Source organism: Nitrosomonas oligotropha (assembly GCF_900106555.1).
Classification (GTDB): domain Bacteria; phylum Pseudomonadota; class Gammaproteobacteria; order Burkholderiales; family Nitrosomonadaceae; genus Nitrosomonas; species Nitrosomonas oligotropha_A.
This window is the reverse complement of record NZ_FNOE01000023.1, coordinates 15,393-36,919: the sequence shown is the minus strand read 5'-3', so window position 1 is coordinate 36,919 and position 21,527 is coordinate 15,393. Positions and strand designations below refer to the sequence as shown.

The following is a 21,527-nucleotide window of genomic DNA, read 5'->3' as shown; positions in this document are numbered from 1 at the left end:
TGAGTGACCCCTTTATGTTTGTTTCGACCAGGAGAAATCCTGGATATAAATACCCAGCGGGTTATTTCTGATCTGTTCTTCCGTCGTGCTTTGTGTGGTCGGCTTGTTATAGATTCTCAATAATGCACGCATTTTGAAAGGCGGCTCGGTTAAGTGCCCTTGCCGGTCATAGACTTTCTCCAGCCAATCGACCTGCCAGGTCTCTGGCGATTGGGGAATCACTGATATGATTTCAACATTAACCGTTTGTGTTTCAGCGCGTCTGAAAGGACTGCTGGTTTCACTACTATTGAACCATTCGTTCGCTTTTACTGTTGCGGGATCGTTATTGGATAACATGGCATACGCACGAAAGATAGCACGCCGCTGCAAGGCGACATCCGGTGTGACCATGCGCAAATCATTAATAAACGATGCCACCGATGCATGCACTACGCGCTGATCGGCCACAGCTGCAATATCCGCACGGGAAACTGCGATGGCTTCACCCAGTTTATTGACTTGCACGACATAAGGGATGAATTTGGATTGGCTGCCGATAGCAATCACACCACCCACCCCTGCCAGCGCAATCAATAAGCAAAGTATGGCCAACATTTGCCACATATTGCGTGATGCTTGCACTGCGCGCATATGATCATTCCAAGTGCGCCGTGCTGATAGATAGGGGTTTTCATTTTCACCGCAGCGGCGACCGCCTTCCATCCTGTCGTCATTGGCGCGCATAGTCTCATCCGCATCCGGCTTTAACTTGAATAGTTCGTGGATCATATTCATGCGGCCACTCCATAATCAGATAACGTTAACCCCTTGATTGCCAGCCATTCTTGAACCCATTTGTCTCCATGCTTCTCATGCAGGTTTTTGATGGTTGCAATCGATTCCTTATCCGTAGATCCCACAAAAGCCAGCGCCAATGGCCCGAGTGCCAGGTCGTAGAGTCGTCTGCCGTTCTCGGACACGGTGTAATATTGCTGTTTGGGAATAGCTGAAGCCAAGATCTCAATCTGACGAGTGTTGAGGCCCATGCGCCGATAGAGTGCTGATGCCTCTTCATCACGCGCAAATACGTTGGGTAGAAATATCTTGGTGGCCGTGGATTCGACAATCACATCGAGAATCCCGCTGCTGGCCGCATCCGACAGGCTTTGGGTTGCCATCAATACCAAGCAATTGTTTTTACGCATAACCTTGAGCCATTCGCGGATCTTGGCGCGAAATACCGGATGACCCAGCATCAGCCAGGCTTCGTCCAGAATTATGGCGGAAGGTTGCCCATGCAGGCTGCGCTCGATGCGCCGAAACAGATACAACAATGTGGGCAGTGCATATTTATCACCAAGATTCATCAATTCCTCGATCTCGAATGTGGTGAAGGTCGAGAGATTCAATCCATCGGCTTCAGCATCGAGTAAATGCCCCATCATGCCATCGATGGTGTATTGCCGAAGACACTCGCGTATAGTTTCATCCTGGATCGTCACTGACAAATCCGATAAGGTTTTTGAGCCGCTTTGATGCATGCTAGTAATGGCCTGACTGATTTCGTTACGCTGTAAAGGCGTGACTGTGATGCCGTTAAGTTCTACCATCATACAAATCCATTCCAGCGCCCAGGCACGATCCCCCTTGGACTGCAAGAACTGCAAGGGACAAAAAGACAGCGACTCATCATCGCCCGCTACCGTGAAATGCTGTCCACCCACGGCTTTGGTCAACGGGTACATCGATAGTCCCTTATCAAAGCAATAAATCGACATACCTGGATAACGCCGCAATTGCGCGGCAATCAATGCCAGGTGCGTGGATTTACCGGCTCCGGTGGGGCCGAACATGAAGGTGTGACCTAAATCGCGCACATGCAGATTCAGCCGGAATGGCGTTGCACCCTGTGTCACACATTGCATCAGTGGTGGTGAATTGGGTGGATACATCGGACAGGGTGCTATGGGTTTACCTGTCCAGATGGTATTAACCGGCAACAGATCAGCCAGATTCATGGTATTGATGAGGGGTCTGCGCACATTTTCAACACCATGACCAGGCAGGCTACCCAGATAGGCATCCATCGTGTTAATCGTCTCAACTCGTGCAACAAATCCTAAATGATTGATTGCTTTCTCAACTCTGCGCCCGGCTTCTTCCAACGCCGCGCGGTCTTCCATCATCAGCACCACCACGCTGGTATAGTACCCTTGGCCGACAAAGCCGCTATTGGTCTCAGCAATCGCGGATTGCGCATCTTCCGTCATATTCAGTGCGTCTTCATCGATATTACTGCTTTGCAGATTAAACACTTGATCAAAGAATCCACGGATCTTTTGTTTCCAGCGTCTGCGGAATTTTTCCAGATGATTCACCGCTTCATGCGTATCCATGAAGATAAATCGTGATGACCAGCGGTATACTCCTGGCAACTCTGACAATAGATTTAACATGCCGGGTGAGGATTCGAGCGGGAAACCCTCAATCGATACCACTTGAACAAAGTTGCGGCCAATCTTGGGCACAACCCCGCCCCACATTTCCTGACCACCGAGCAAGGTATCCAGATACATGGGATTGGCAGGTAACACCATCGGATGATCCAGGCTGGTCACACATAATTGCAACCACTGTAAGAAATCATCCTGCGTGATGGTTGTACTGTCTTCATTGACCAGCTTGCGGCTTTTTAAACGCGACAGATGAAATACGCCGGATAATCGGGATTCAAAGTTGGCACATTCGCGCTGGAAATATTCCAGCAATCCTTGTGTTCTGGCTTTTTGATCCGGTGCTTGGGCTTCATCGTCAAACATGAGTTCTACGAATTTGCGCTGTGCCAACATCGGTGGCAAGTATGTCAGTGATACGATAAAGCAACTCTCATACATGGTGCCAATACGCTCGAACAGATTGCGCCGCTCCTGATCAATGGCAGCGGTAACAGGATCGGGATAATTGGAGTACGCTTTCTCTGAATAACCTTGTGCCGGTTTTCTGATGGCATCGACATGAATCATCCAGCCGTTGCCCAGACGGGATAAAGCCTGGTTAATCCTAAACGACACCCGCTCACGCTCAATCTCGGTACTGCTCGCCGTATCATCGCCGCAAAATATCCAGGCGGCCATCAATGAACCGTTCTTGCCCACAATCACACCATCTTCAACCACCGCCGCATACACCAGCAGATCAGCAAAGCCCATTTCTTTGGATCGATGTTGATCCAGTCTTAGTTCTTTGCCAGCATCACGGATACGGATAAACAGTATCAGAAGCAGCACAGCACCACACATTGCGATAAGAATTGCGATGGCGGAAATCATGAGTGCTGTTTCTCCTGCTGGCGGGTATTGTCATAAAAAGGAGTGCTGCGCGCCGGATAGTATTTTTTGTATTGCGTTTGGCGCAGGTACACATGGCGCAGTTGCGGATCATTTTTAGCCATCAGTCGTAACGCAAACAGTGCAAAGATCCACAGTGCTATGCCGAAAAGTGTGGCCTTAATTTCCATAGCCACAAAAATTGAAGTGGCTGCAATCAGGATAGAAAACATAACCAGCTCCCGGTCGCCACCCATAAACAGGTTAGGACGGTTACCCGATTGACGGATAGGTATGGTTCGAAGCGCCATGAGTTTGCCTCCTGTTTGGCTAACTTTGAGGGATAGTTTCTTCTGACTCAAAGATTGTATGGAGTGCTTCAGCCGGAATAACCGCACCCTGGAACAAATTGGTCATGATATTGTTGGCCCCCACGAGTAATGCCATAACCAGCACGATAAAAATCAAGGTACGGAAAAAGGCATTGAGCTCACCGCCAAAGATCAGAATACCACCTGCAACCACAATGCCGACGATAGATAGGGTAAAAGCAACCGGGCCGGTAACGGAATTTCTGAGATTAACCAGCCAGGTTTCATAGGGAAGCGCACCACCTGCGCCAACAGCGGCCTGTGCGTTATCGGTTGAAAACAACAGCGCAAACAAAAAAACGATTGAGAAGAAACAAAAGAATGGAGAGATATCCTTGATATGAATCAGTTTCATAGACTGGCTCCTATGGATGATTTACAACTTTTTGATTTGGTAACTTCCTCTTTTAAAACCTTGTACTTCGATAATCTGCTGAATCTTCCTACCGTGGGGTGTGCGCGTGATATGCACGACCATATCAACCGCCTCCGCGATCAATGGCATAATTTCTTTCGGCGCTGAAGGATTGCGTGAAATCAGGGATTCCAGACGGGTGAGTCCTGATAGCGCATCATTGGCGTGCAAAGTTGCAGCCCCACCCTCATGGCCGGTGTTCCAGGCATCTAGCAGGTCTAACGCTTCAGGGCCCCTGACCTCCCCTAGCAGAATGCGATCCGGACGCATACGCAAGGTTGTTTTTAACAATTGCGTCATGTCGACATCGAGTGTGGTGTGATACTGAACAAAATTCTGCGCAGCGCATTGAATCTCGCCGGTATCTTCTAATATAAAGATGCGCTCATCCGGGTCACTGCGAACCATTTCATTGATGATAGCGTTAATCAAAGTGGTCTTGCCTGATCCGGTGCCACCTATGACCAAAATGTTGCGGTGCTGGAGTACGGCATCTTTTATGACATCAGAGTGTCTGCACGATAGCACACCAGTTTCTACATACTGCTCAAGGGTAAAAATCTTGATGGCTTTTTTACGGATGGCAAATGTGGGGGATGAAACAATGGGGGGTAGCTGACCGGCAAAGCGCGAATTATCGAGCGGGAACTCACCTTCAATCATCGGGTTGAATCGATTGACTTCCTTGCCGTGGAAGCCTGCAACTGTTTTGATGACCGCTTCGACCTGGGCAGACTGGATATTTCCGATATATTGGATCTTTTGACCCAGCTTCTCCTGCCAGATACGACCATCGGCATTGACCATGATTTCAAGCGTCTCAGGATCTTGCAATGCAGACAGTATTTCTCTTGCATCGCGCTCCAGCTTGCTCTTAGCGCGATCTTTAACTGTTGTGATGTGAGGTAATTGATCTTGCAGCGTCATGCGAATACTCCAACAACTTACACATGACATTACAATATAACGTAATTATATTTTGCGCAATACTTTTTTCACTGCTTTTTATTACTTTGTTTATTTCTTACTTTTATTTTTTAATAAAAACGCCCTGTTCTTTTTATCCCATTGCTCAACCTGATACGCCTCAAATTCACTCAGAACGCCCCCTTTCCAGACGAAGCCTTTAGGCAAATGCTTTAGCTTTCGATTGGTTAATGCTTCAAGATCAGCCGAGCTCATATCCGAACTATCCAATAGCATTGGTAGTGGAGTCTCAAGTGCTTCTGCGATTGCCTCTATAATTCTGAGTGATGGATTGGCTTTATCATTGGTCAGATCAGTAAAAAAAGAAATGGAAACTCCCGCCCTCTCTGCCAATTCTGATTTGGTCATATCCCTTTCATCAAGGATACGCAAAATATTTGTGATTAAGATTAAATTGTACATATAATAGCCCTGCCATTTTTAGGGTTTAAGCAGCTTAACTAATCAGCACCATTGTTTTGCAGTAATATTGCTGCTATTTTAATTCAAAATAAAAACATAAATTCATTAATTCAATGGAGGGCTAAATAATAGTTTCGTTATATACATATTCTATAGATAATTATTAATAGTAGGCTTAAAATAGAAATTTAAACTTTAAATTTATCAAATTATTGATTTTTATATCAATATACTTAATTTTAATAGCTAGCTTAGAATAATATGAATAGAGGATGGATGAGTAACTGATGGAACATCTGGAGAATCTGAAAACGTCTGCGGTTTTCTGATACGAGAGATTAAGCATTCAATAATAAACTGAACAAGAAGAACAAAAACACAGAAAGTGCAAAGACGACTTTTTGCGCGGTTTTATTTTTTAATGATTGCATCCATAGTTCTTGGCTTTCTAATCATAGATTGGTGGAATTATTTAATCCAAATAAATATTTCTGCCTGGTATAACGAGCGCAAGTTAGGCCAAGATAAAATGACAGAAAGAAAAAAGGAAAATAAAAAAGGGCTTGCTGCACCTATCGGTGCAACAGAAATTGACATCACGCTGATCAGCGAAGATATCCATCAACCCCGGAAGGAATTTAATCAGGAAACGTTACGAGAATTAACGGAGACGATTAAATTACGTGGAGTAAAATCACCGATATCGGTACGCCCAAATCCGGATAAACCGGGAACCTACATTATTAATCATGGCGCAAGACGTTATCGTGCCAGCATTAATGCCGGATTAACAAAGATTCCAGCATTCATTGACACCGATTACAGTGAAGCAGATCAGGTAATCGAGAATCTGCAAAGAGATGATTTAACCTCCAGAGAGATTGCTGACTTTATTGGGCGACAACTTGCAGGCGGCAAAACCAAGTCTGAAATTGCCAGGCTGATTGGCAAAACCAATCCTTATATCACCATGCATGCCTCACTTCTTGATTTGCCTGATCCTTTAGGTGAAGTGTACCGGTCAGGCCGCTGCACCGATGTCACAGCACTCTATGATTTAACAAGGCTCTATAAAGCCAATAAAGAGGAAGTAATCACTTGGCTGGCACTCAGTACGCAAGAAGAAATATCTCGATTGGATGTATACCAATTCAGTCAATTCTTAAGGCTGAAAAAAACGCCCCAATCTAATTCTGCGGATGATCGAGTATCCAATGCTGAAGGCAAATCGAATACGGCCCCAGATAACAACAACGATCAGAAACAATCCACCCCGAATTCATTGTTAGACTCTATTTACAATCTGATTAAGAAAGACAAGCGCAAGCCACAGGATTTAATGCGTGATCTGTCTAGCGATAATAAAGAGTTACTAAAAACCAAGATTAGTGATTATTTTGAGCAAGGCAGAAATTGTCCAAATATCGTTCAATTCACCATCAAAGCACTGCAAGATGGCAGCTTCTCAGCCAAGGGAAGCGGTGCACTACAACTGATCGCTTTTTTGCATGGTATGGAAAGATCGGAGTCTTTCGATCTCATGAAAATACTGGAAGAAATTGCCGGACAACAGGAAGCAGGATAATTTAGTCTTGCTAGTAATCCTACTTACAACTAATTTGAAATGACGACACCCGCAAAGCTACGAATGATTGTAATGAATGGACAAAAGATTCTACAAACTCAGAATAATAATGAATGGGAAACAATGGGTACCATCAAGAAGGTTGAGGAAGGTATCAAGCCGGGTGTCTACAATATTTATTTAGCTAAAATACCTGTTGAAAAGAATCGGTATGAAGGGCAAATTATTCATGTTGATAAAGACAATGCTGTGTTCTATCAACAGATCAAAAAGGATTTTATTGTGCATCAATTAAAGGCTGTTGATGGCAAACCTATTGCTGGCAAAGATGTAGCCATTACATATGATGGGGAAAAAGCTACATTAACCCTAATAGATGCACTTAAGAATAAAAGAACGCTGAAAATTTGACTGGTATGGAGTCGATGTTGACAAGTAGTAGATTTTGGGTGTTGATTAACAATTGTTGCGTTCAATAGTGAGTTTGACTACATTCTAGCTTTTACGTATTTTTCACACTCAACAAAGTATTTTTTGCATATACCCTTAAAATGGCTGACCTGCAAGATCAAAACATTGAGTATCTAGACGCAATCGATTTGCTCAAAAAGCAATGTAGAGTTCGTCCAATCGTACCATTCCTAGGCGCAGGAATATCGCTGCCTTCCGGATATCCTTCAATCAGCGCTATTGTTGAATACTTATCGAAGGTAGATTTCGCAATTCAGCATGCGGTATATTCGCATCGATACCCTGGTATCGAGACTCCAAAGAATGAAGTTGCCAGAGAGTACCAAGCACATCCAAGCAGATTCCTTCGCGACTTCGGATGGCCCAGAATTGGACAGCTTGATTCCGATCTTTGGGAATGGTTGGATCGTATTCCTGATTCTAAACCGAATTCGCTGGTTAATTCTGATGCTCTTCTGAAACACGCTAAGGGAAAGATAGAGTTGATTGTCGAGTGCGATGACAATGCTACTCTTGGAATTGGCCTCAAGCGCCTTCTAATTCGCGATGCACAACTCATAAGTGATCAGGAGCAGTATCGGAGCAGGCAAATTGCATCACGTATTTTGCTTGAATCTTCCAGGCCAGAACTACTTGATCTCCTTTCTAGAGACATCCTTCCTAGTTACTACCGCTTTCGAACCATTCCCCCTACTAATACTTCCCAAAATGAAATTACCAAGTTCATCATCACCCCAGTAGTTGCAGCAGAAAGCAAGACGACAGCTATTCTCGACTTGAGAGATCATTTACGTGCGATTGTTCAATGGGGACTCCGGAAAGACCTTCGGCTTCGCGAAAAAGGAACCTCGAAAGCAGCCTTGAGAGAATGGCTCCTATGGAAGAAGTGGTATGCTGCAATTCAAGACGCGCCTGACACTCAACCAGAATTGCTCTACGGTGATTGGGAATCGCTCCTAGACCGCCTTTGTGAAGGCGATTTCGATTTGGTTGACTCTTTATTTACATCATTTGGGGAAGCTCGTTCTCCCACAACAGCACATCGTTATCTCACTTTTTTGCGTAGTTCTGTCGACATCCCCTTAATTCTTACGACAAACTTTGATAACCTTCTCGAACAAGCATTTCGGGACAGCGGCATAGTACCAAAGGTATTTGACATTCACCGAGATGCTGATCTTCCTGATGCTGAACTCGTCCGGCGGAGTTTCTCTCTTCTAAAACTGCACGGATCATCCTATGGACTCCGTCTCGGAGAAGGGCTCAGAAATCCACTTGAGCAAGACGCTCAAGCAGATGTACTTCGATACTTGCCTGAAAATGCGCTGATTGTGGTTTTAGGATTCTCTGGCTCGGAGCGCCGAATCATGCAGTTGTTGCAGGCAATCGCAACATCAAGTGCCATTCCGAATCTACGCCGCATTCTGTGGCTGAAGGGACCCGGCACGATCAGTGTCACACTCAGACAAATGCTTCATGAATGTCATCAGTCTGTATATATTTGCGAAATCGACGATGCCGGAGCATTTCTTCAGGATTGGTACTTTGCATACTCTCAAGGTTACCAATCATCTCCCGTTAGTTACACAGCGCTAGGAGGGCTGCCTATTCGCTCCGACACCGGCGAATTGGCACGTTCTGTAGAATTTCATCAGACCGAGCTTCGATGCGAATTACGAAAACCGATACAACTATTTATCCACGACATTACGGATGAACAAAATCAACTGGCATCAAGTTGCACAACTCTCGCCGCGGGGGATTTTGTGGCATATTTGGGCTATCAGTATCATCCAATATGGATTGATCTTGAATCGCATCATACTGTATCTGGCGTCGTCTCAGAACTATTTGATTATTTCCGTACTTATGATCCTGATGCATCACGAATCGCAATCGTAGATTCTGTAGAAGGTGATGTACCTGATGACATTCTACAGAAGACAGTCGACAGGATCGGTGAAATGCTTGGGCGAGGACGTTATGTAATCGTGTTTGACGCTCTAGAATCATTTGGCCGCACGCAGATGATGCACCACGGAATCCCAACTTATGAGTTACTCCAAAAAGTTGATAGCACACGACATGACACGCTCGTCGAGGAGTTTCGCACTCGAGTCAACGCACTGCATAGATTTTTAGTAAAACTCTTATGCCCCAGTACGATGAACACTCCATCCACAAATAATGATGAAATAATGCGCTTTTTTCGTGACTCATATATTGTTCTCGCAGTTAATAAAGAACAGCCGAGGCAATTAAGCACAGAGCTTGGCGACTGTCCGACACTTGGCGTTATGAAAAACATCAGAGAATCATTAAGTTATTTGACTTCCAATTCATGCTTGCACGTACATAAGACTCTAGTCAAAGCTGGGAATCCCCCGCTTGCCCTTAACAAAGTCTGGGATGTCAGAACGGCCACTCAAACTGCGAAAGGACTAGAAGAAAGAGTCGCTTCGATACTACTTCTAAAGCAAGCCATTTCAAGGTATGCAAAGCATTCTGAGAAAGATTCAAATCCAATTGATGAACTGAAATCTGCTGCACTTGTAGCTGTATTATCTGTTTTTCGCCGTCCTCTCTCCATCCCTGTCGTGCGATCTCTAACGGAGCGCTGGTTTTTGCCAGAAACGGAATCATTTATCGCATCTACTTCAATTCCTAATCCAAGTGGAACTATCCAAGATGCACATAACTACGTAGACAAGTTACTAAGATCACTTCAGAAAAACCATAATATTGTAATCCACCAAGGCGGACGAATCCGACTTGAGAAAAGTATTCACGAACTATTCTATGGAGGACTTACTTCTGATCTCCATGTTGGCAACGTGATTCTGAAATGGAAAGAACGCTATGCAAACGATGCTTGTCGGCGTGCTCGCGTAATTATTCAAGGAGCACTATCCGCTTCACTGCATTTTGCAGCAGCTAGAACAATGTATGTTGACGTTTTCCTGTTAACACAAGATGTTCAAGCATTTTATGAATATCTGTACCATCGTGTGGCAGTGCTAAGAATTCTGATGGTAATGTGCGCAATATTGCGTTTACCAATAATAGAGGGGCGAGAAACATCACATATAGCGGTCAACGACGAAGTATGTGTAATACTGACAAGAATCTACAATCGATTAAATAACCCTTCGCAAGCCAGCTCGGATAGTTCCGAATATCCTGACGTTCTTCAGTGGTTCTTAAACAGTATTGGACTAACGAGTGTGGTGAATCCGAATGACGAGCAGAGTGCTTGCTTTGATCTTGCAAGTTACGTTCAGAAACTACGCCTACACGCACTCCAGACATTGTCGCTTGCGATCGGAAGATCCGAACGTTTGCTCCGATCTGATGCATCGCCTGACACATTGATCGGCTGGGCCCACCAATTCAATCAGCGTGAGGAAAGTGACATTACTGGTGAGGTATTCGAGATCGCTCACAATGCAATGCCAGGGGAATTTGGGGCCAATGATTGTATAGGGGCGGCACTCAAAGAATTGATGTTGCCTGAAGAAGCATTGCAAGCGATGAAAACTATAGTCGAATTCTTCAATCGAATTGCAGGAGAATCGTACTTTGTCAAGATGGATTTTCTGTCGGTTTTAGAAACAGAATTGAGAAGGAGAAATCTTAATATTAAGGATCTAGTCAACACAAATTTCCCTGATCGAGCACAGAAACTTCATGGATTAATCACCAACATATTCGCTGAGTTGAACAGTCAAATCAAAAACACTGACACAAGCGAAGTACCTGAAAAGGATGTTCGACAATGGCTATATCCTGCGAGAGCTCTGTCGCACTTGGGTTGGTATGATCTTGTCATAGTCGTATGCAAATGGGCTGAAAATGCACTTAAGGTAACTTCTGCAACAGAAAATGACAGCAAGAGAAGAATTCGAGTTCGCAGAATCCTTCGCGATTTCACAGAGTTAGAAGTAAAAGCACGATTGGGGAAAGAATGTTTGCCTTGGCATGGTTTATTCAAACCATGGCCACATAATGGATCGCCGGAACTGAACCCAATTGAAAATCTTGCAGTACGTTACGAAACAATGTTGCGAGAAACCTCACGAGACACATTCGAAGATACGAGGCATCGCTCGAGTGCTTATGTACTGCGCGCAAGGGTATTGTATTTGCAAGGTCGATTTCGAACAGCACATCGATATTTGGATTTGGCGGCATGCGGAAGCTCTGCAGCCAATGTTGAGCATGCTATTAGTCATGCTGCAATCCACCTTGCAAGGGCCGAACTTCTGGTACACAGCTCACATTTACACCTTACGCAGTATGACGAAAAATTTCGTTTAGACTTACATGTCAGTGACTTGGAACAAAGTCCTGATGGATCTTTTTGTCCACTTGAGGACGAAATCAATGAATTAGCAAAAGAAACAAATAAGATTCGTCGTGCTGAATCAGAAGTACAAAGAGCAGGATCGCTTTTAGATCATGCTCGACATCAAACAATCTGGTCTTTACGCGTACATATGGGTGCAGCTCAAATCACGTTCGAACGGTTGCTATTTGATCTTGAGAAGCTCATTCGAAGTAAAGTTAAAATCGAGGGAAATACTTTTGCGAAATTGTCGGGTGAGCTCGAGCAATCTGTACTTAACGGCTTGCGACACCTGCGTAGCGCACTCGATTTACTTCCATTCATCACTGAAAAATGGAGCAATATTCACGAATCACTAGTCGAGCATTGCCCATCCGTTGAGAATGAAAGAAAAATATATGCAATATGGTTGCACTTATATGTCATATCACGATTTTATTGGGAGGTATTGCGAATAGGGCACCAGATGGATATATCCAATAATGATGTAAATGCAATTGGTTACATAAACACTCAAAATAGAGCAAAAACAGTTGATTACGTGATTACGCAAGTCAGTGGTAAGCCAGGGCCAGGACAAGGCGAAATAACTTGGCAAATGTGGTCCAAATCACTTCGCTTCAACAAATTCGCCGAACAACTTAACTTACACCAATTAATTAGGAACGCCATAGATGACGTCTATCGACAAACAGAAGGTGAATCGTTTATGACATTTTCCGCCGCACCACTTCGTTTAGCAATTCTCGATATTTGCAGCAAGATTTCGAACAACCAAAACTTAAACTTAATGTGGAACATTAGAAGAGGTAAAGATAATCCTAATGATCCGGCAAGGTGAGGTTTAGAACCATTACTTACTATTATAAAATAATGGAATGTATTACATTCATTATGGTTAGGTGAATTCACAAACTTCAGGTGATCGGATCAATAGTCAATACGAAAACATAAATTGTAGTCGTTAACGCATCAAAACTTTTCTAGTTAGGTTAAATGGGCTATCCTAACTTCTGGCGATAGCCACACAAATTACTTCGCGCTTTTTTGGATTCACTAATGCTTCTCTATTCCCATCATTAGCAATATAGCCAAGTTCGATAAGTACTAGCGGGCCCTTGGGACTTAAGCACTCTGCGAGATCTTCGTGCTTGGCATTAGGAAGTGAAGTAGCCCCATTGTTTCCATAGAAACAAATAAATAGGCTGGAAGAATAGCCTGTAGCTACTGGGAGCGTGGGAATAACTTTTCTCCTTACTCCGGTAACACATAGGTTTTTGGCGTATCAGCTCGATTCTTTAGTGGCATGCCCAAAGAACCTACCCGCCCTTGATTAGCAAGAATCCGTCCACGACGCGATGTAATCGCTCTGTCTGCCTCCACCTCCCTAACGGCCATTGATTGCACCTTTCAATAAAAGTGTGTTAAAGGAAACGCTGTTTGAATTAACTTCAGCTTTATTTGCTTTATGGTCTATATGAAACATCAGAGCTGCAAGCGTAATAATAATTAGTAATATTATGTTGCGCTGAGAATGTTCCAGTACTCTGTGTATATCCACTGTAGCCTCAATTGCTGGTTGGAGTCATATTTTAGAATAAGGGAAGGTGTTATGTACCGATGCCTCTGACGAAAACTAACAATTATTTGGCAGACTCAATAAAGCTGTTAAACCGGTCTAAAATTGACCACCCATTGTGGTTGAAATTTAACCAGGGGGTAGATGCCTGAGCTATGATCCCTTCTGGTGTATGGAAGGAGAAGAGCGGTGTAATCTGTTGATAAAGATCTTGCATGAATGATAAAAAATAGAAAAAATATACCAATATTTTCTTTTAAAAAACAGAATGTTATTCTCCACAAAAATAATAGAATTATATTCTCCATAGACTCGCCAAAGAAATTAATGCAATTAATTGAATATTAGATTAAAATTTATAATAAATTTGGATTTAAAATAATACATAAAAAATATTATAAAGAAAGTAATTTTTTAAATGGACTCTACTATGATTCAATCCTCCCCACACTTCCGTTTTGATACGACTATACCCAATGAACAACTTGTAGAGATTGATATTGATGAGATAGACAGCCCCGTTCTTTCCCGTCTAATCGAAGAAGTTAGGAATGATAGCGAGTCAACTATTTATAACTATGATCGAGTGCACAATCGTCACAACCGTTGAATCCTAAGTGATTCAGATTGATACCGTATTAATTAAGGTTTCCAGCCGATGCAATATTAATTGCAGCTACTGTTATGTATATAATATGGGAGATGATAGTTGGGAAGATATGCCCAACTTTATCTCTAGAGAAACGATTTCAGCAATCGCTGCTAACCTAGAAAAAGTAAGAATCTCGCAAACTAAACCCTTTGCTGTCGTTTTACATGGTGGTGAACCATTGCTTTTGGGTTTTCAAAGACTCAAATATCTTCTGCAGCGACTTCGTTCTGTAATTCCAGATAAATACTGCATCAGTATCCAGTCCAATGGAATGCTAATTAACGAAGCCATACTTGATTTATGTTCCCAATACCGTGTCTCAATATCTGTTAGCTTGGATGGCCCGGAAAACATTAATAACGCAAATAGGGTTGGTCATAAAGGAGAAGGTACTTTTAGTCGAGTTATTGCCGGTCTGAAAAAACTAAAATCACACTCAGATTCATCTTTTCTTTTTGCAGGACTATTGGCAGTAATTGAACCAAAATCTAATCCAGTGGAAATTTATAACTTTTTTAAATCAACTGGCACTAAGAATGTAGATTTTCTATATCGTGATGGAAACCATGACAAGCTTCCCTATGGTAAAGCTTCGTTTGATTCGAGTGAATATGGCACATGGCTTCAGGGCCTGGTTGATATATATTTAAAAGATAAAAATCCTATCAAAATTAGAATTCTGGATGACTATATTCGCTTGATTCTGGGTGGCAGAAGTATTAAGGAAGGTACAGGAATCACAGATTTTGGTATTGTCGTGATTGATACAGATGGAACAATTACTAAAAATGATACCTTAAAAAGTAACTTCAGTAGAGCTGATCGATTCTCAGAACAATTGAATATAAAAACGCATGAACTTGTAGATGTTTTTAAGTCCGAAGAATTTGCCCTATCACACATGCTTCAACGCCCCACTTCAGAAAAATGCAAAACCTGTCAAGAGCTTTATGTGTGCGGCGGGGGTATGCCACTTCATCGTTGGAGTGCCAATTCAGAATACAATAATCCATCAGTTTATTGCCGAGATCAATTACACATTATCAATCATATCAGAGCGAAGCTTCAACATATCCTAAATGAGAATATCAACGAATCCCTATCTAAGAATAGGTCCTGTAACTAAATCAGAGGTTCCATTTCCTCATGCGTTTTCTCCAAATGCATTTAATGTTGAATTTAGTATGGAACTATTGTCATGGCTTGAAAAATCAGCTCCTTGGTCATTGACCGAGACTGACTTTTACGAGCAATATGAATTTAGTTTTTATGATATTAACCTGCCTTCAAACCTTGTATCTCTAAGCGACTATGAATATCTTAATCAAATTAAGATATTTATGGAAAATGTATTTGCTATAACACTTGATGACAAGATTGATTGTACTGCTCACAAACTTATCCCGGGGCAAAGAATTAGGATACACAACGATTTTATTCCTGACATGGAAACTCACAGGCTTCTAATACAACTCAATCGAGGATGGATTGATGAGAATGGCGGTATGCTTATGTTATTCAATAGTACTGACCCGAATGACCTTGGGAAGATATACAGGCCAATACACAATAGCGCATTTGCATTTGAAATATCTGCCAAATCAAACCACGCAGTTTCAACAATTAAAGAAGGGGAACGTTTTACTCTTGTTTATTCTTTTTATAGGAGTAAGGAGTGAATGAACTTACGGCACTCATCCTGCAACATTTTAACAATGCAGACTCATCACCATGGTTTCCTTGTCTAGGTCAGAAGCTTGCAAAAGAAAAATGGAAAACTTTAGAAAAACAAACGGGGCTTAATAAAGATAATTATTCAACAGAAGCTTGCCTTATAAATAAAAAGATTGCAGATTTGTACCCTTTGGCTCATGTATTACAAAATCAAATTCCAGTGTTTCCAGTGCCGTTTGAATTAGCCTTAAACAATGAGAAAAATAATATCGGTTCTTATAATGCAAATGAACTACAGGCATTACCCATTCAGGAGTGTCTTGATGATGCTTTCGAATGGCTGAAATTTGAAAACTCCATCATTGATACTATAAGAGCTTTGGTTAGAAATATTCATTTACTTAAACTTGAAGATAATGAATACGATGTCAGCTACAGCTTACCTAATATACCTTTTTCAATTTTTGTTTCAATACCTTCGCAGCGAATAAACAATGATAGTTTGAGAGTTGCTGAGGCTATATTGCATGAAACTATGCATCTTCAACTCACGTTAATCGAAGAGGAAATGCCGCTAGTTAATCAATCAAACCAAAAATATTTCTCACCATGGAAGAATGAATACAGAAATGCACGTGGCATTATCCATGCACTCTATGTATTTAAAACTATCAGAGAGTTTATTAAAAAGATATTAATGACAGACATTAATCAATCTAATCAAAAATTCCTGAAAAAACGAAAGGAAGAGATCGAAAGCCAATTAATATCATTATGTGATTTTGATAAATCTGAAGCATTAACGAAGCAAGGAAGCCTGCTAACTATGGCACTTCTCAGGTTGACTTAACTTTTCTTATTTTATCAATCGCATCTTGTGCTGCGGAAGTCACTTCCAAACGTGGATCATCTGACAATAGCGTCAAAGCAGGAATACTATGTATGGCTTTTTCGCCGATATTGCCTAAAGCAATTGCGGCTGACATACGATACTCATTTTCACTAGAATCCTCTACCAATTGAATAAGGAGTGGAACCGCTTCTACTCCTCGCTCCCCAGAATAGCTAAGTGCTAATGCAATAGCGTTTTTAATGTTGGCAATTTCATCCTCATTCTCATTTTTACTTTGTCCCTTATTAATTAAAGACTCAAGCAAATTTATGAGTTTACTGACAATTTTTTTAATAAACTCAGGATCATCTTTTCTATTTTCTTGAAGCTTGCCAAGCGCCCCGATTACTGCAGCGACATTAGGTTTAGTTAAATCGTTACAGTATTTTGTTAAAATATCAAACACCTGATCGTCTGCATCAAACTCTCCTAATTTGCTTAAAATTATCACCCCGAATTGGTTCTGACTTTCATTTTCAAGAATTTCTTTAAGTACGCCGACTATTTTTTCTTTATCATGTGCGAAATATGGCAAAAGCTCAACAGCCTCAATTTTCGCATCAATATCATTACCTTTTAGATCATCAATTAGCGTATCGGTAACTTTATTTGCAGCTGCTGCAGATATATCTATAGCTTTTAGCCATTTATCATGAGCTTTGAGTCTAGTTATTAAATATTCTTTGTCACCTCTAAAATCGTCCCTTAAATCATCATAAACACCATACATAGTTTTATCTAGTTCTTTGGCTTTATCTTGTAGCTCTTTGAGAAGTTTTGAATTGCTGGAAATTTCCTCCTTTATAGTCCTTTTTAAGTCCTTAAACTCGTCAAGAACTTTTCTTGATTCATCTACTTCAACGGTTGCAAGTCGAGTACTTTCAATAGCCTTATCTCTGACTTCATCCATCCTCGACACTTGATTTTTTACTACAGAAGTAACGGTATATCTAATGAAAGCACCTCCACCTAGTAAAAATGCAATACCTAACCATAAATATTGGTCTTTATGCCAATCAATAACTTCCTTTTTTGAATCCCGAGAAATTTCATAGATGAGTCTCTTTCGATCTTCGTCACTCAAACTAAATTCTTTTGAATCCATCGCAGCTTGAATAGTAATATTATCAATATGTAAATTTCTAGCTGTAACACTCTCGCTTTTATTTGGATCAGAGAGGGGTGAATTCGTAATTTCCCCAAAAACTAAATTCATGTTGAAAAAAATTGCAATCCACATTACAACTAAGTGTTTCAACATATGAGTTATTCTTTCATAAAAAATACTATTGGCACTTAACTGTTTTGATTTACACGATGAATCAAAAAACTGGTAGAAATAAGTACAGTTCATTTATCAATTTAGCATATCTTAGATAAACTCCACTATAACAGACATTTACATTTTATTTTGCTGAGAATACTCGACTAGATTTCCGGTATAGAGATAAATATTTGATACTTTCCAATCCCCAAAAACTGTCAAGCAGCATACGATTTGACTAGTGAGAATTGTTGTAGCATCGTTTTTTTCACAGTATTTTATTTGTAGACTGGGAAACGATTACTGAAAGCATAAATTTCAAATTATTTACAAACAGTTAATTATGGGCATTTTTTCTATATAACTTTAACAGTACTAACTCAGCTTCATTTGGTCATATCATCATCCAGGATCGACTAGTAATCGCCTCGCACCGCGCTTCAACACTGCCCGCTGTTTGCATTAGTAGTGTTCCCGCGAACAATCTGTATAGCATTCTTCTCTTGATGCTTGAGATTATGGTGATCCAGGATAACTATTCATAAACTCCTTATTATCGGATCTGGTTGTTTCCAGAACCAGCAACTGCAAAGTGGCGGTTAACTGGAATTTTTTCAATAATATTCCTTAATATAAGCATAAGCCCGATCAAATAACACCTGATCTTTATGCAACTGATATTTCAACAACGCTTTGCGTAACGACTTCTGCACTTCGCGCTCGCCAGAAGTGGAATGCTGCCAACCGGGAAAGCGTACTACACGCACAATCGCATCAATATCCGCAACAATCCGTTCCACGACAGCCGGTGTTTGATCGGTTTTCAGTTCTAAAAATAATTCAGTCAATGCTGCTTGCGGGGTTTTATCCTGTAAGGCTTCTGCTAATTCTTTCTCTGCCTGAACCGTTTCCTTGGCAATTTTGCACAATTCTTTAACGAATTCAATCGAGCTGATCAGACCTTTTTCGGCTTTATCACGCAGCTCTTCCAGGCGTTCGCTAAGCTTTTTAAAAACTGGATAATCAGCATGTATCTGAAACCGTTTGATCAGCAGTTTTTCCAGTTGTTTGATTTTTTTGGGATCAGGGTGGTTGAAAATATCCTCAATCACATCGGCATCCAGCACATACTCTTCCAGAACATGCACGTCGCCGACATGAATGTTTTCATGGATAAGCTGCGTAGTCTGGGCACCCAAGGATAACCACAGCAGCTTGCCGATATTGTCAGAAGCAGGTTTCACCGATTCATAAACTTGCGCCAACCATTTGTAATCCTGGTTATAAAGTTCCAGGATATTGTCGGGTGATAACGACTCCCATAATTTCGCCAGGTACTTAAAATCAAGTGCGAAGGCATCTTTCTTCTCATTGCTGTTAATAGCATTCTGCGCCGCTTCTAAACCTTCAAACCCTTGCTGCGTTCTATCGACACCGGCAAAATGGGCTAAGGTGTCGCGCATCGCCTGCGGTAACTTTCCTCTTAACTCCGAAATATTCGTAATCACCTGTTTAACGCTTTCTTCGTCAAATTCCAGTGCTTTGGCAGCATCATCAAACACGCCGAAATAATCCACGATTCTGCCGAATGTTTTATGAGGATATAAACGATTAGTTCGGCAAATTGCTTGCAGTAGCGTGTGATCTTTTAACGATTTATCCAAATACAGCGTTTGCAGTATTGGCGCATCAAAGCCGGTCAGTAGTTTGGCTGTGACGATAATAAATTTTAAATCGGAATGGGCATCGTTAAACTCATCGATAATTTTTTCCTGTGCCGATTTATCCACCGCCCATTTTTGTTTAAATTCAAATGCATCATTGGCTGAAGTGGAAATCACCACCCGACTGGCTTCAGCAGGAAAATGTTTATCCAGTTCTTCTTTGTATTGCACGCAGGCATAACGATCAGGTGTCACAATCATTGCTTTAAAGCCTTGCGGATCCACTTTTTCCTTAAAATGCACAGCAATATCGGCTACGATTTTAGCCACCCGTTCGGGCGATTTTAAAAACGACGCCATTTTTGCCGATCTCTGATTTAACGCATCGGCTTCTTCATCGGTCAGCGCCGCGCCCTCAGTAAACTCGGCAAAAGCCCGATCAATCGACTCCTTATCGACATGCACATCCACCAAGCGTGGCTCGAAATGTAGCGGTAAGGTCGCTTCATCGCGAATCGAATCATGAAAGGTATAACGTGACAGGTAGCCACCTTGATCTTCTTCCGCGCCAAAGGCCCAGAAAGTGTTTTTATCGGCCCGATTTACTGGGGTGCCGGTCAATCCAAATAAAAATGCATTTGGCAATGCGGCGCGCATTTGCCGACCCAGATCGCCTTCTTGCGTACGATGCGCCTCATCGACCAAGACAATGATATTGTCGCGCATATTCATATTCGGCTTGGCATCGCGGAATTTATGAATCATCGAAATAATAATCTTGCGTGTGTCCCGTTCCAATAAAGTTTGCAATTCGCTGATGCTGTCGGTGGTTTCCACATTCGGCACATCTGCCGCATTAAAGGTGCCACTGATTTGTGTATCCAAATCAGTTCGATCCACCAATACAATCACCGTTGGGCTTTTCAATTCCGTTGCTCGGCGTAACTTTTGTGCTGCGAACACCATGAGCAGCGACTTACCGGAACCCTGAAAATGCCAGATCAAACCTTTTTTAATTCGCCCCTCGATCACCCGTTGCACGATTTTATTCGCGCCGTCATATTGCTGGAAACGCGGAATCACTTTGCTGCGCTGTTTCTTCTTGTTGGTAGTAAATAAAGAAAAGTTAAGCAGAATATCCAACAAACGCGCTGGCTTGAGTAAATCGGTCAATTCCTTGCCGATTTCCGCTAAACCGAGACTCTTGGCAATGTCGCCGCTATCCGATTCCAGCCGCCACGGTGCCCAGAATTCCAGTGGGCAGCGGATTGCGCCATAAAACAACTCTTTGCCTTCGGTGGCAAACGACAGAATATTCGGTACAAACAGTTGCGGCACTGCGTTTTCGTAGACGGTATGAATTTCATGCGCGCCATCCAGCCAACTGACCGAAGGGCGTATCGGTGTTTTCACTTCACCGACCACCACCGGAATACCGTTGATCAGCAACACCACATCGGGTATTTTGGTTTCACGGTGATGAATGCGGAATTGATTGGTCACAACATAGCGGTTATTGGTCAAGTCATCAAAATCCAGCAGGCGAATCGGCACATGGCGGTTATTGTCGCCAAACGGCATAGTCTTTTCACCGCTTAGCCATTTGAAAAACTCTTCATTGGCTTTGACCAGACCGATTTGATTCACCGAAATCAAAATCGCGCGCAATTTGTAGATCACTTCATCGGCCAATTCCGGGCGTTGCGCAATCTCCGGATTCAAGCGCAGTAAAGCAGCTTTGAGTTCGCTTTCCACCAGCACTTCATTAACACCGCGCGCTAACTCATCTGCCGACTGATAAACCCAATGTGCTCCATAACTCGCTTTAGGATCTGCCACCTTGTTCGCGTTCAGATTCACGCCGCTGATTTGGTGAATGATGTAATGCTCAACACTGTTCAATTCGGTGAAGGTCATA

At 42.2% G+C, this 21,527-nt stretch carries 15 protein-coding genes; 7 read left to right on the top strand and 8 right to left on the bottom strand.

Annotation, left to right across the window (positions count from 1 at the left end):
- Positions 1 to 12: 12 nt before the first annotated feature.
- From BLU57_RS11720 to BLU57_RS11695, 6 genes are all read right to left on the bottom strand, one after another.
- Positions 13 to 777, bottom strand: coding sequence for a VirB8/TrbF family protein (locus BLU57_RS11720; RefSeq protein WP_090321029.1), 765 nt, complete (start codon positions 775 to 777; stop codon positions 13 to 15).
- Positions 774 to 3,311, bottom strand: a complete 2,538-nt coding sequence (locus BLU57_RS11715; RefSeq protein WP_090321026.1) for a VirB4 family type IV secretion/conjugal transfer ATPase — start codon at positions 3,309 to 3,311, stop codon at positions 774 to 776. Before BLU57_RS11715 ends, BLU57_RS11720 begins: the two co-directional genes overlap by 4 nt.
- The gene (locus BLU57_RS11710) at positions 3,308 to 3,619 is read right to left on the bottom strand and encodes a conjugal transfer protein TrbD (protein WP_090321023.1); all 312 of its coding nucleotides are present in this window, start codon (positions 3,617 to 3,619) and stop codon (positions 3,308 to 3,310) included. Before BLU57_RS11710 ends, BLU57_RS11715 begins: the two co-directional genes overlap by 4 nt.
- Before the next feature lie 19 nt (positions 3,620 to 3,638).
- Positions 3,639 to 4,034: a TrbC/VirB2 family protein gene (locus tag BLU57_RS11705; protein ID WP_090321021.1), complete on the bottom strand. Its 396-nt coding sequence runs from the start codon at positions 4,032 to 4,034 to the stop codon at positions 3,639 to 3,641.
- A 21-nt stretch (positions 4,035 to 4,055) separates the two neighbouring features.
- A complete protein-coding gene (gene trbB / locus BLU57_RS11700) occupies positions 4,056 to 5,021 on the bottom strand; it encodes a P-type conjugative transfer ATPase TrbB (RefSeq protein ID WP_090321019.1) in 966 nt (321 codons plus the stop codon).
- Between the two features lie 90 nt (positions 5,022 to 5,111).
- Positions 5,112 to 5,483 carry a helix-turn-helix domain-containing protein gene (locus BLU57_RS11695; protein WP_090321015.1) on the bottom strand — a complete coding sequence of 124 codons (372 nt, stop codon included), beginning with the start codon at positions 5,481 to 5,483 and terminating at the stop codon, positions 5,112 to 5,114.
- Between the two features lie 421 nt (positions 5,484 to 5,904).
- On the opposite strand from BLU57_RS11695, the gene BLU57_RS11690 reads away from it, so the two are divergent.
- From BLU57_RS11690 to BLU57_RS11665, 7 genes are all read left to right on the top strand, one after another.
- On the top strand, positions 5,905 to 7,068 hold the full coding sequence (locus BLU57_RS11690; protein WP_256206267.1) for a ParB/RepB/Spo0J family partition protein: 1,164 nt from the start codon (positions 5,905 to 5,907) through the stop codon (positions 7,066 to 7,068).
- A 39-nt stretch (positions 7,069 to 7,107) separates the two neighbouring features.
- Positions 7,108 to 7,479 carry a KfrB domain-containing protein gene (locus BLU57_RS11685; RefSeq protein ID WP_090321011.1) on the top strand — a complete coding sequence of 124 codons (372 nt, stop codon included), beginning with the start codon at positions 7,108 to 7,110 and terminating at the stop codon, positions 7,477 to 7,479.
- Between the two features lie 140 nt (positions 7,480 to 7,619).
- Positions 7,620 to 12,725, top strand: coding sequence for an SIR2 family protein (locus BLU57_RS11680; protein WP_090321008.1), 5,106 nt, complete (start codon positions 7,620 to 7,622; stop codon positions 12,723 to 12,725).
- Between the two features lie 1,156 nt (positions 12,726 to 13,881).
- On the top strand, positions 13,882 to 14,073 hold the full coding sequence (gene yhhA / locus BLU57_RS16890; RefSeq protein WP_371113165.1) for a YhhA family cyclophane-containing RiPP: 192 nt from the start codon (positions 13,882 to 13,884) through the stop codon (positions 14,071 to 14,073).
- A gap of 7 nt (positions 14,074 to 14,080) precedes the next feature.
- Positions 14,081 to 15,241, top strand: coding sequence for a cyclophane-forming radical SAM/SPASM peptide maturase YhhB (yhhB, locus tag BLU57_RS11675; RefSeq protein WP_218131663.1), 1,161 nt, complete (start codon positions 14,081 to 14,083; stop codon positions 15,239 to 15,241).
- Positions 15,195 to 15,794, top strand: a complete 600-nt coding sequence (yhhC, locus tag BLU57_RS11670) for a cyclophane-containing peptide 2OG-Fe(II) oxygenase YhhC (protein ID WP_090321005.1) — start codon at positions 15,195 to 15,197, stop codon at positions 15,792 to 15,794. Before yhhB ends, yhhC begins: the two co-directional genes overlap by 47 nt.
- Positions 15,791 to 16,639: an aKG-HExxH-type peptide beta-hydroxylase gene (locus tag BLU57_RS11665; protein ID WP_090321002.1), complete on the top strand. Its 849-nt coding sequence runs from the start codon at positions 15,791 to 15,793 to the stop codon at positions 16,637 to 16,639. Before yhhC ends, BLU57_RS11665 begins: the two co-directional genes overlap by 4 nt.
- Here BLU57_RS11665 and BLU57_RS11660 read toward each other — a convergent pair.
- Positions 16,626 to 18,035: a HEAT repeat domain-containing protein gene (locus BLU57_RS11660; protein WP_090320999.1), complete on the bottom strand. Its 1,410-nt coding sequence runs from the start codon at positions 18,033 to 18,035 to the stop codon at positions 16,626 to 16,628. The genes BLU57_RS11665 and BLU57_RS11660 overlap by 14 nt on opposite strands.
- A 524-nt stretch (positions 18,036 to 18,559) precedes the next feature.
- On the bottom strand, positions 18,560 to 21,526 hold the full coding sequence (locus BLU57_RS11655) for a type I restriction endonuclease subunit R (RefSeq protein WP_090320996.1): 2,967 nt from the start codon (positions 21,524 to 21,526) through the stop codon (positions 18,560 to 18,562).
- Position 21,527 lies beyond the last annotated feature (1 nt).

Bases quoted from the DNA above. Each gene is read 5' to 3' on its own strand.
- BLU57_RS11720 (WP_090321029.1), bottom strand. From the start codon at position 777: ATGAATATGATCCACGAACTATTCAAGTTAAAGCCGGATGCGGATGAG.
- BLU57_RS11715 (WP_090321026.1), bottom strand. From the start codon at position 3,311: ATGATTTCCGCCATCGCAATTCTTATCGCAATGTGTGGTGCTGTGCTG.
- BLU57_RS11710 (WP_090321023.1), bottom strand. From the start codon at position 3,619: ATGGCGCTTCGAACCATACCTATCCGTCAATCGGGTAACCGTCCTAAC.
- BLU57_RS11705 (WP_090321021.1), bottom strand. From the start codon at position 4,034: ATGAAACTGATTCATATCAAGGATATCTCTCCATTCTTTTGTTTCTTC.
- trbB (WP_090321019.1), bottom strand. From the start codon at position 5,021: ATGACGCTGCAAGATCAATTACCTCACATCACAACAGTTAAAGATCGC.
- BLU57_RS11695 (WP_090321015.1), bottom strand. From the start codon at position 5,483: ATGTACAATTTAATCTTAATCACAAATATTTTGCGTATCCTTGATGAA.
- BLU57_RS11690 (WP_256206267.1), top strand. From the start codon at position 5,905: ATGATTGCATCCATAGTTCTTGGCTTTCTAATCATAGATTGGTGGAAT.
- BLU57_RS11685 (WP_090321011.1), top strand. From the start codon at position 7,108: ATGACGACACCCGCAAAGCTACGAATGATTGTAATGAATGGACAAAAG.
- BLU57_RS11680 (WP_090321008.1), top strand. From the start codon at position 7,620: ATGGCTGACCTGCAAGATCAAAACATTGAGTATCTAGACGCAATCGAT.
- yhhA (WP_371113165.1), top strand. From the start codon at position 13,882: ATGGACTCTACTATGATTCAATCCTCCCCACACTTCCGTTTTGATACG.
- yhhC (WP_090321005.1), top strand. From the start codon at position 15,195: ATGAGAATATCAACGAATCCCTATCTAAGAATAGGTCCTGTAACTAAA.
- BLU57_RS11660 (WP_090320999.1), bottom strand. From the start codon at position 18,035: ATGAACTGTACTTATTTCTACCAGTTTTTTGATTCATCGTGTAAATCA.
- BLU57_RS11655 (WP_090320996.1), bottom strand. From the start codon at position 21,526: ATGACCTTCACCGAATTGAACAGTGTTGAGCATTACATCATTCACCAA.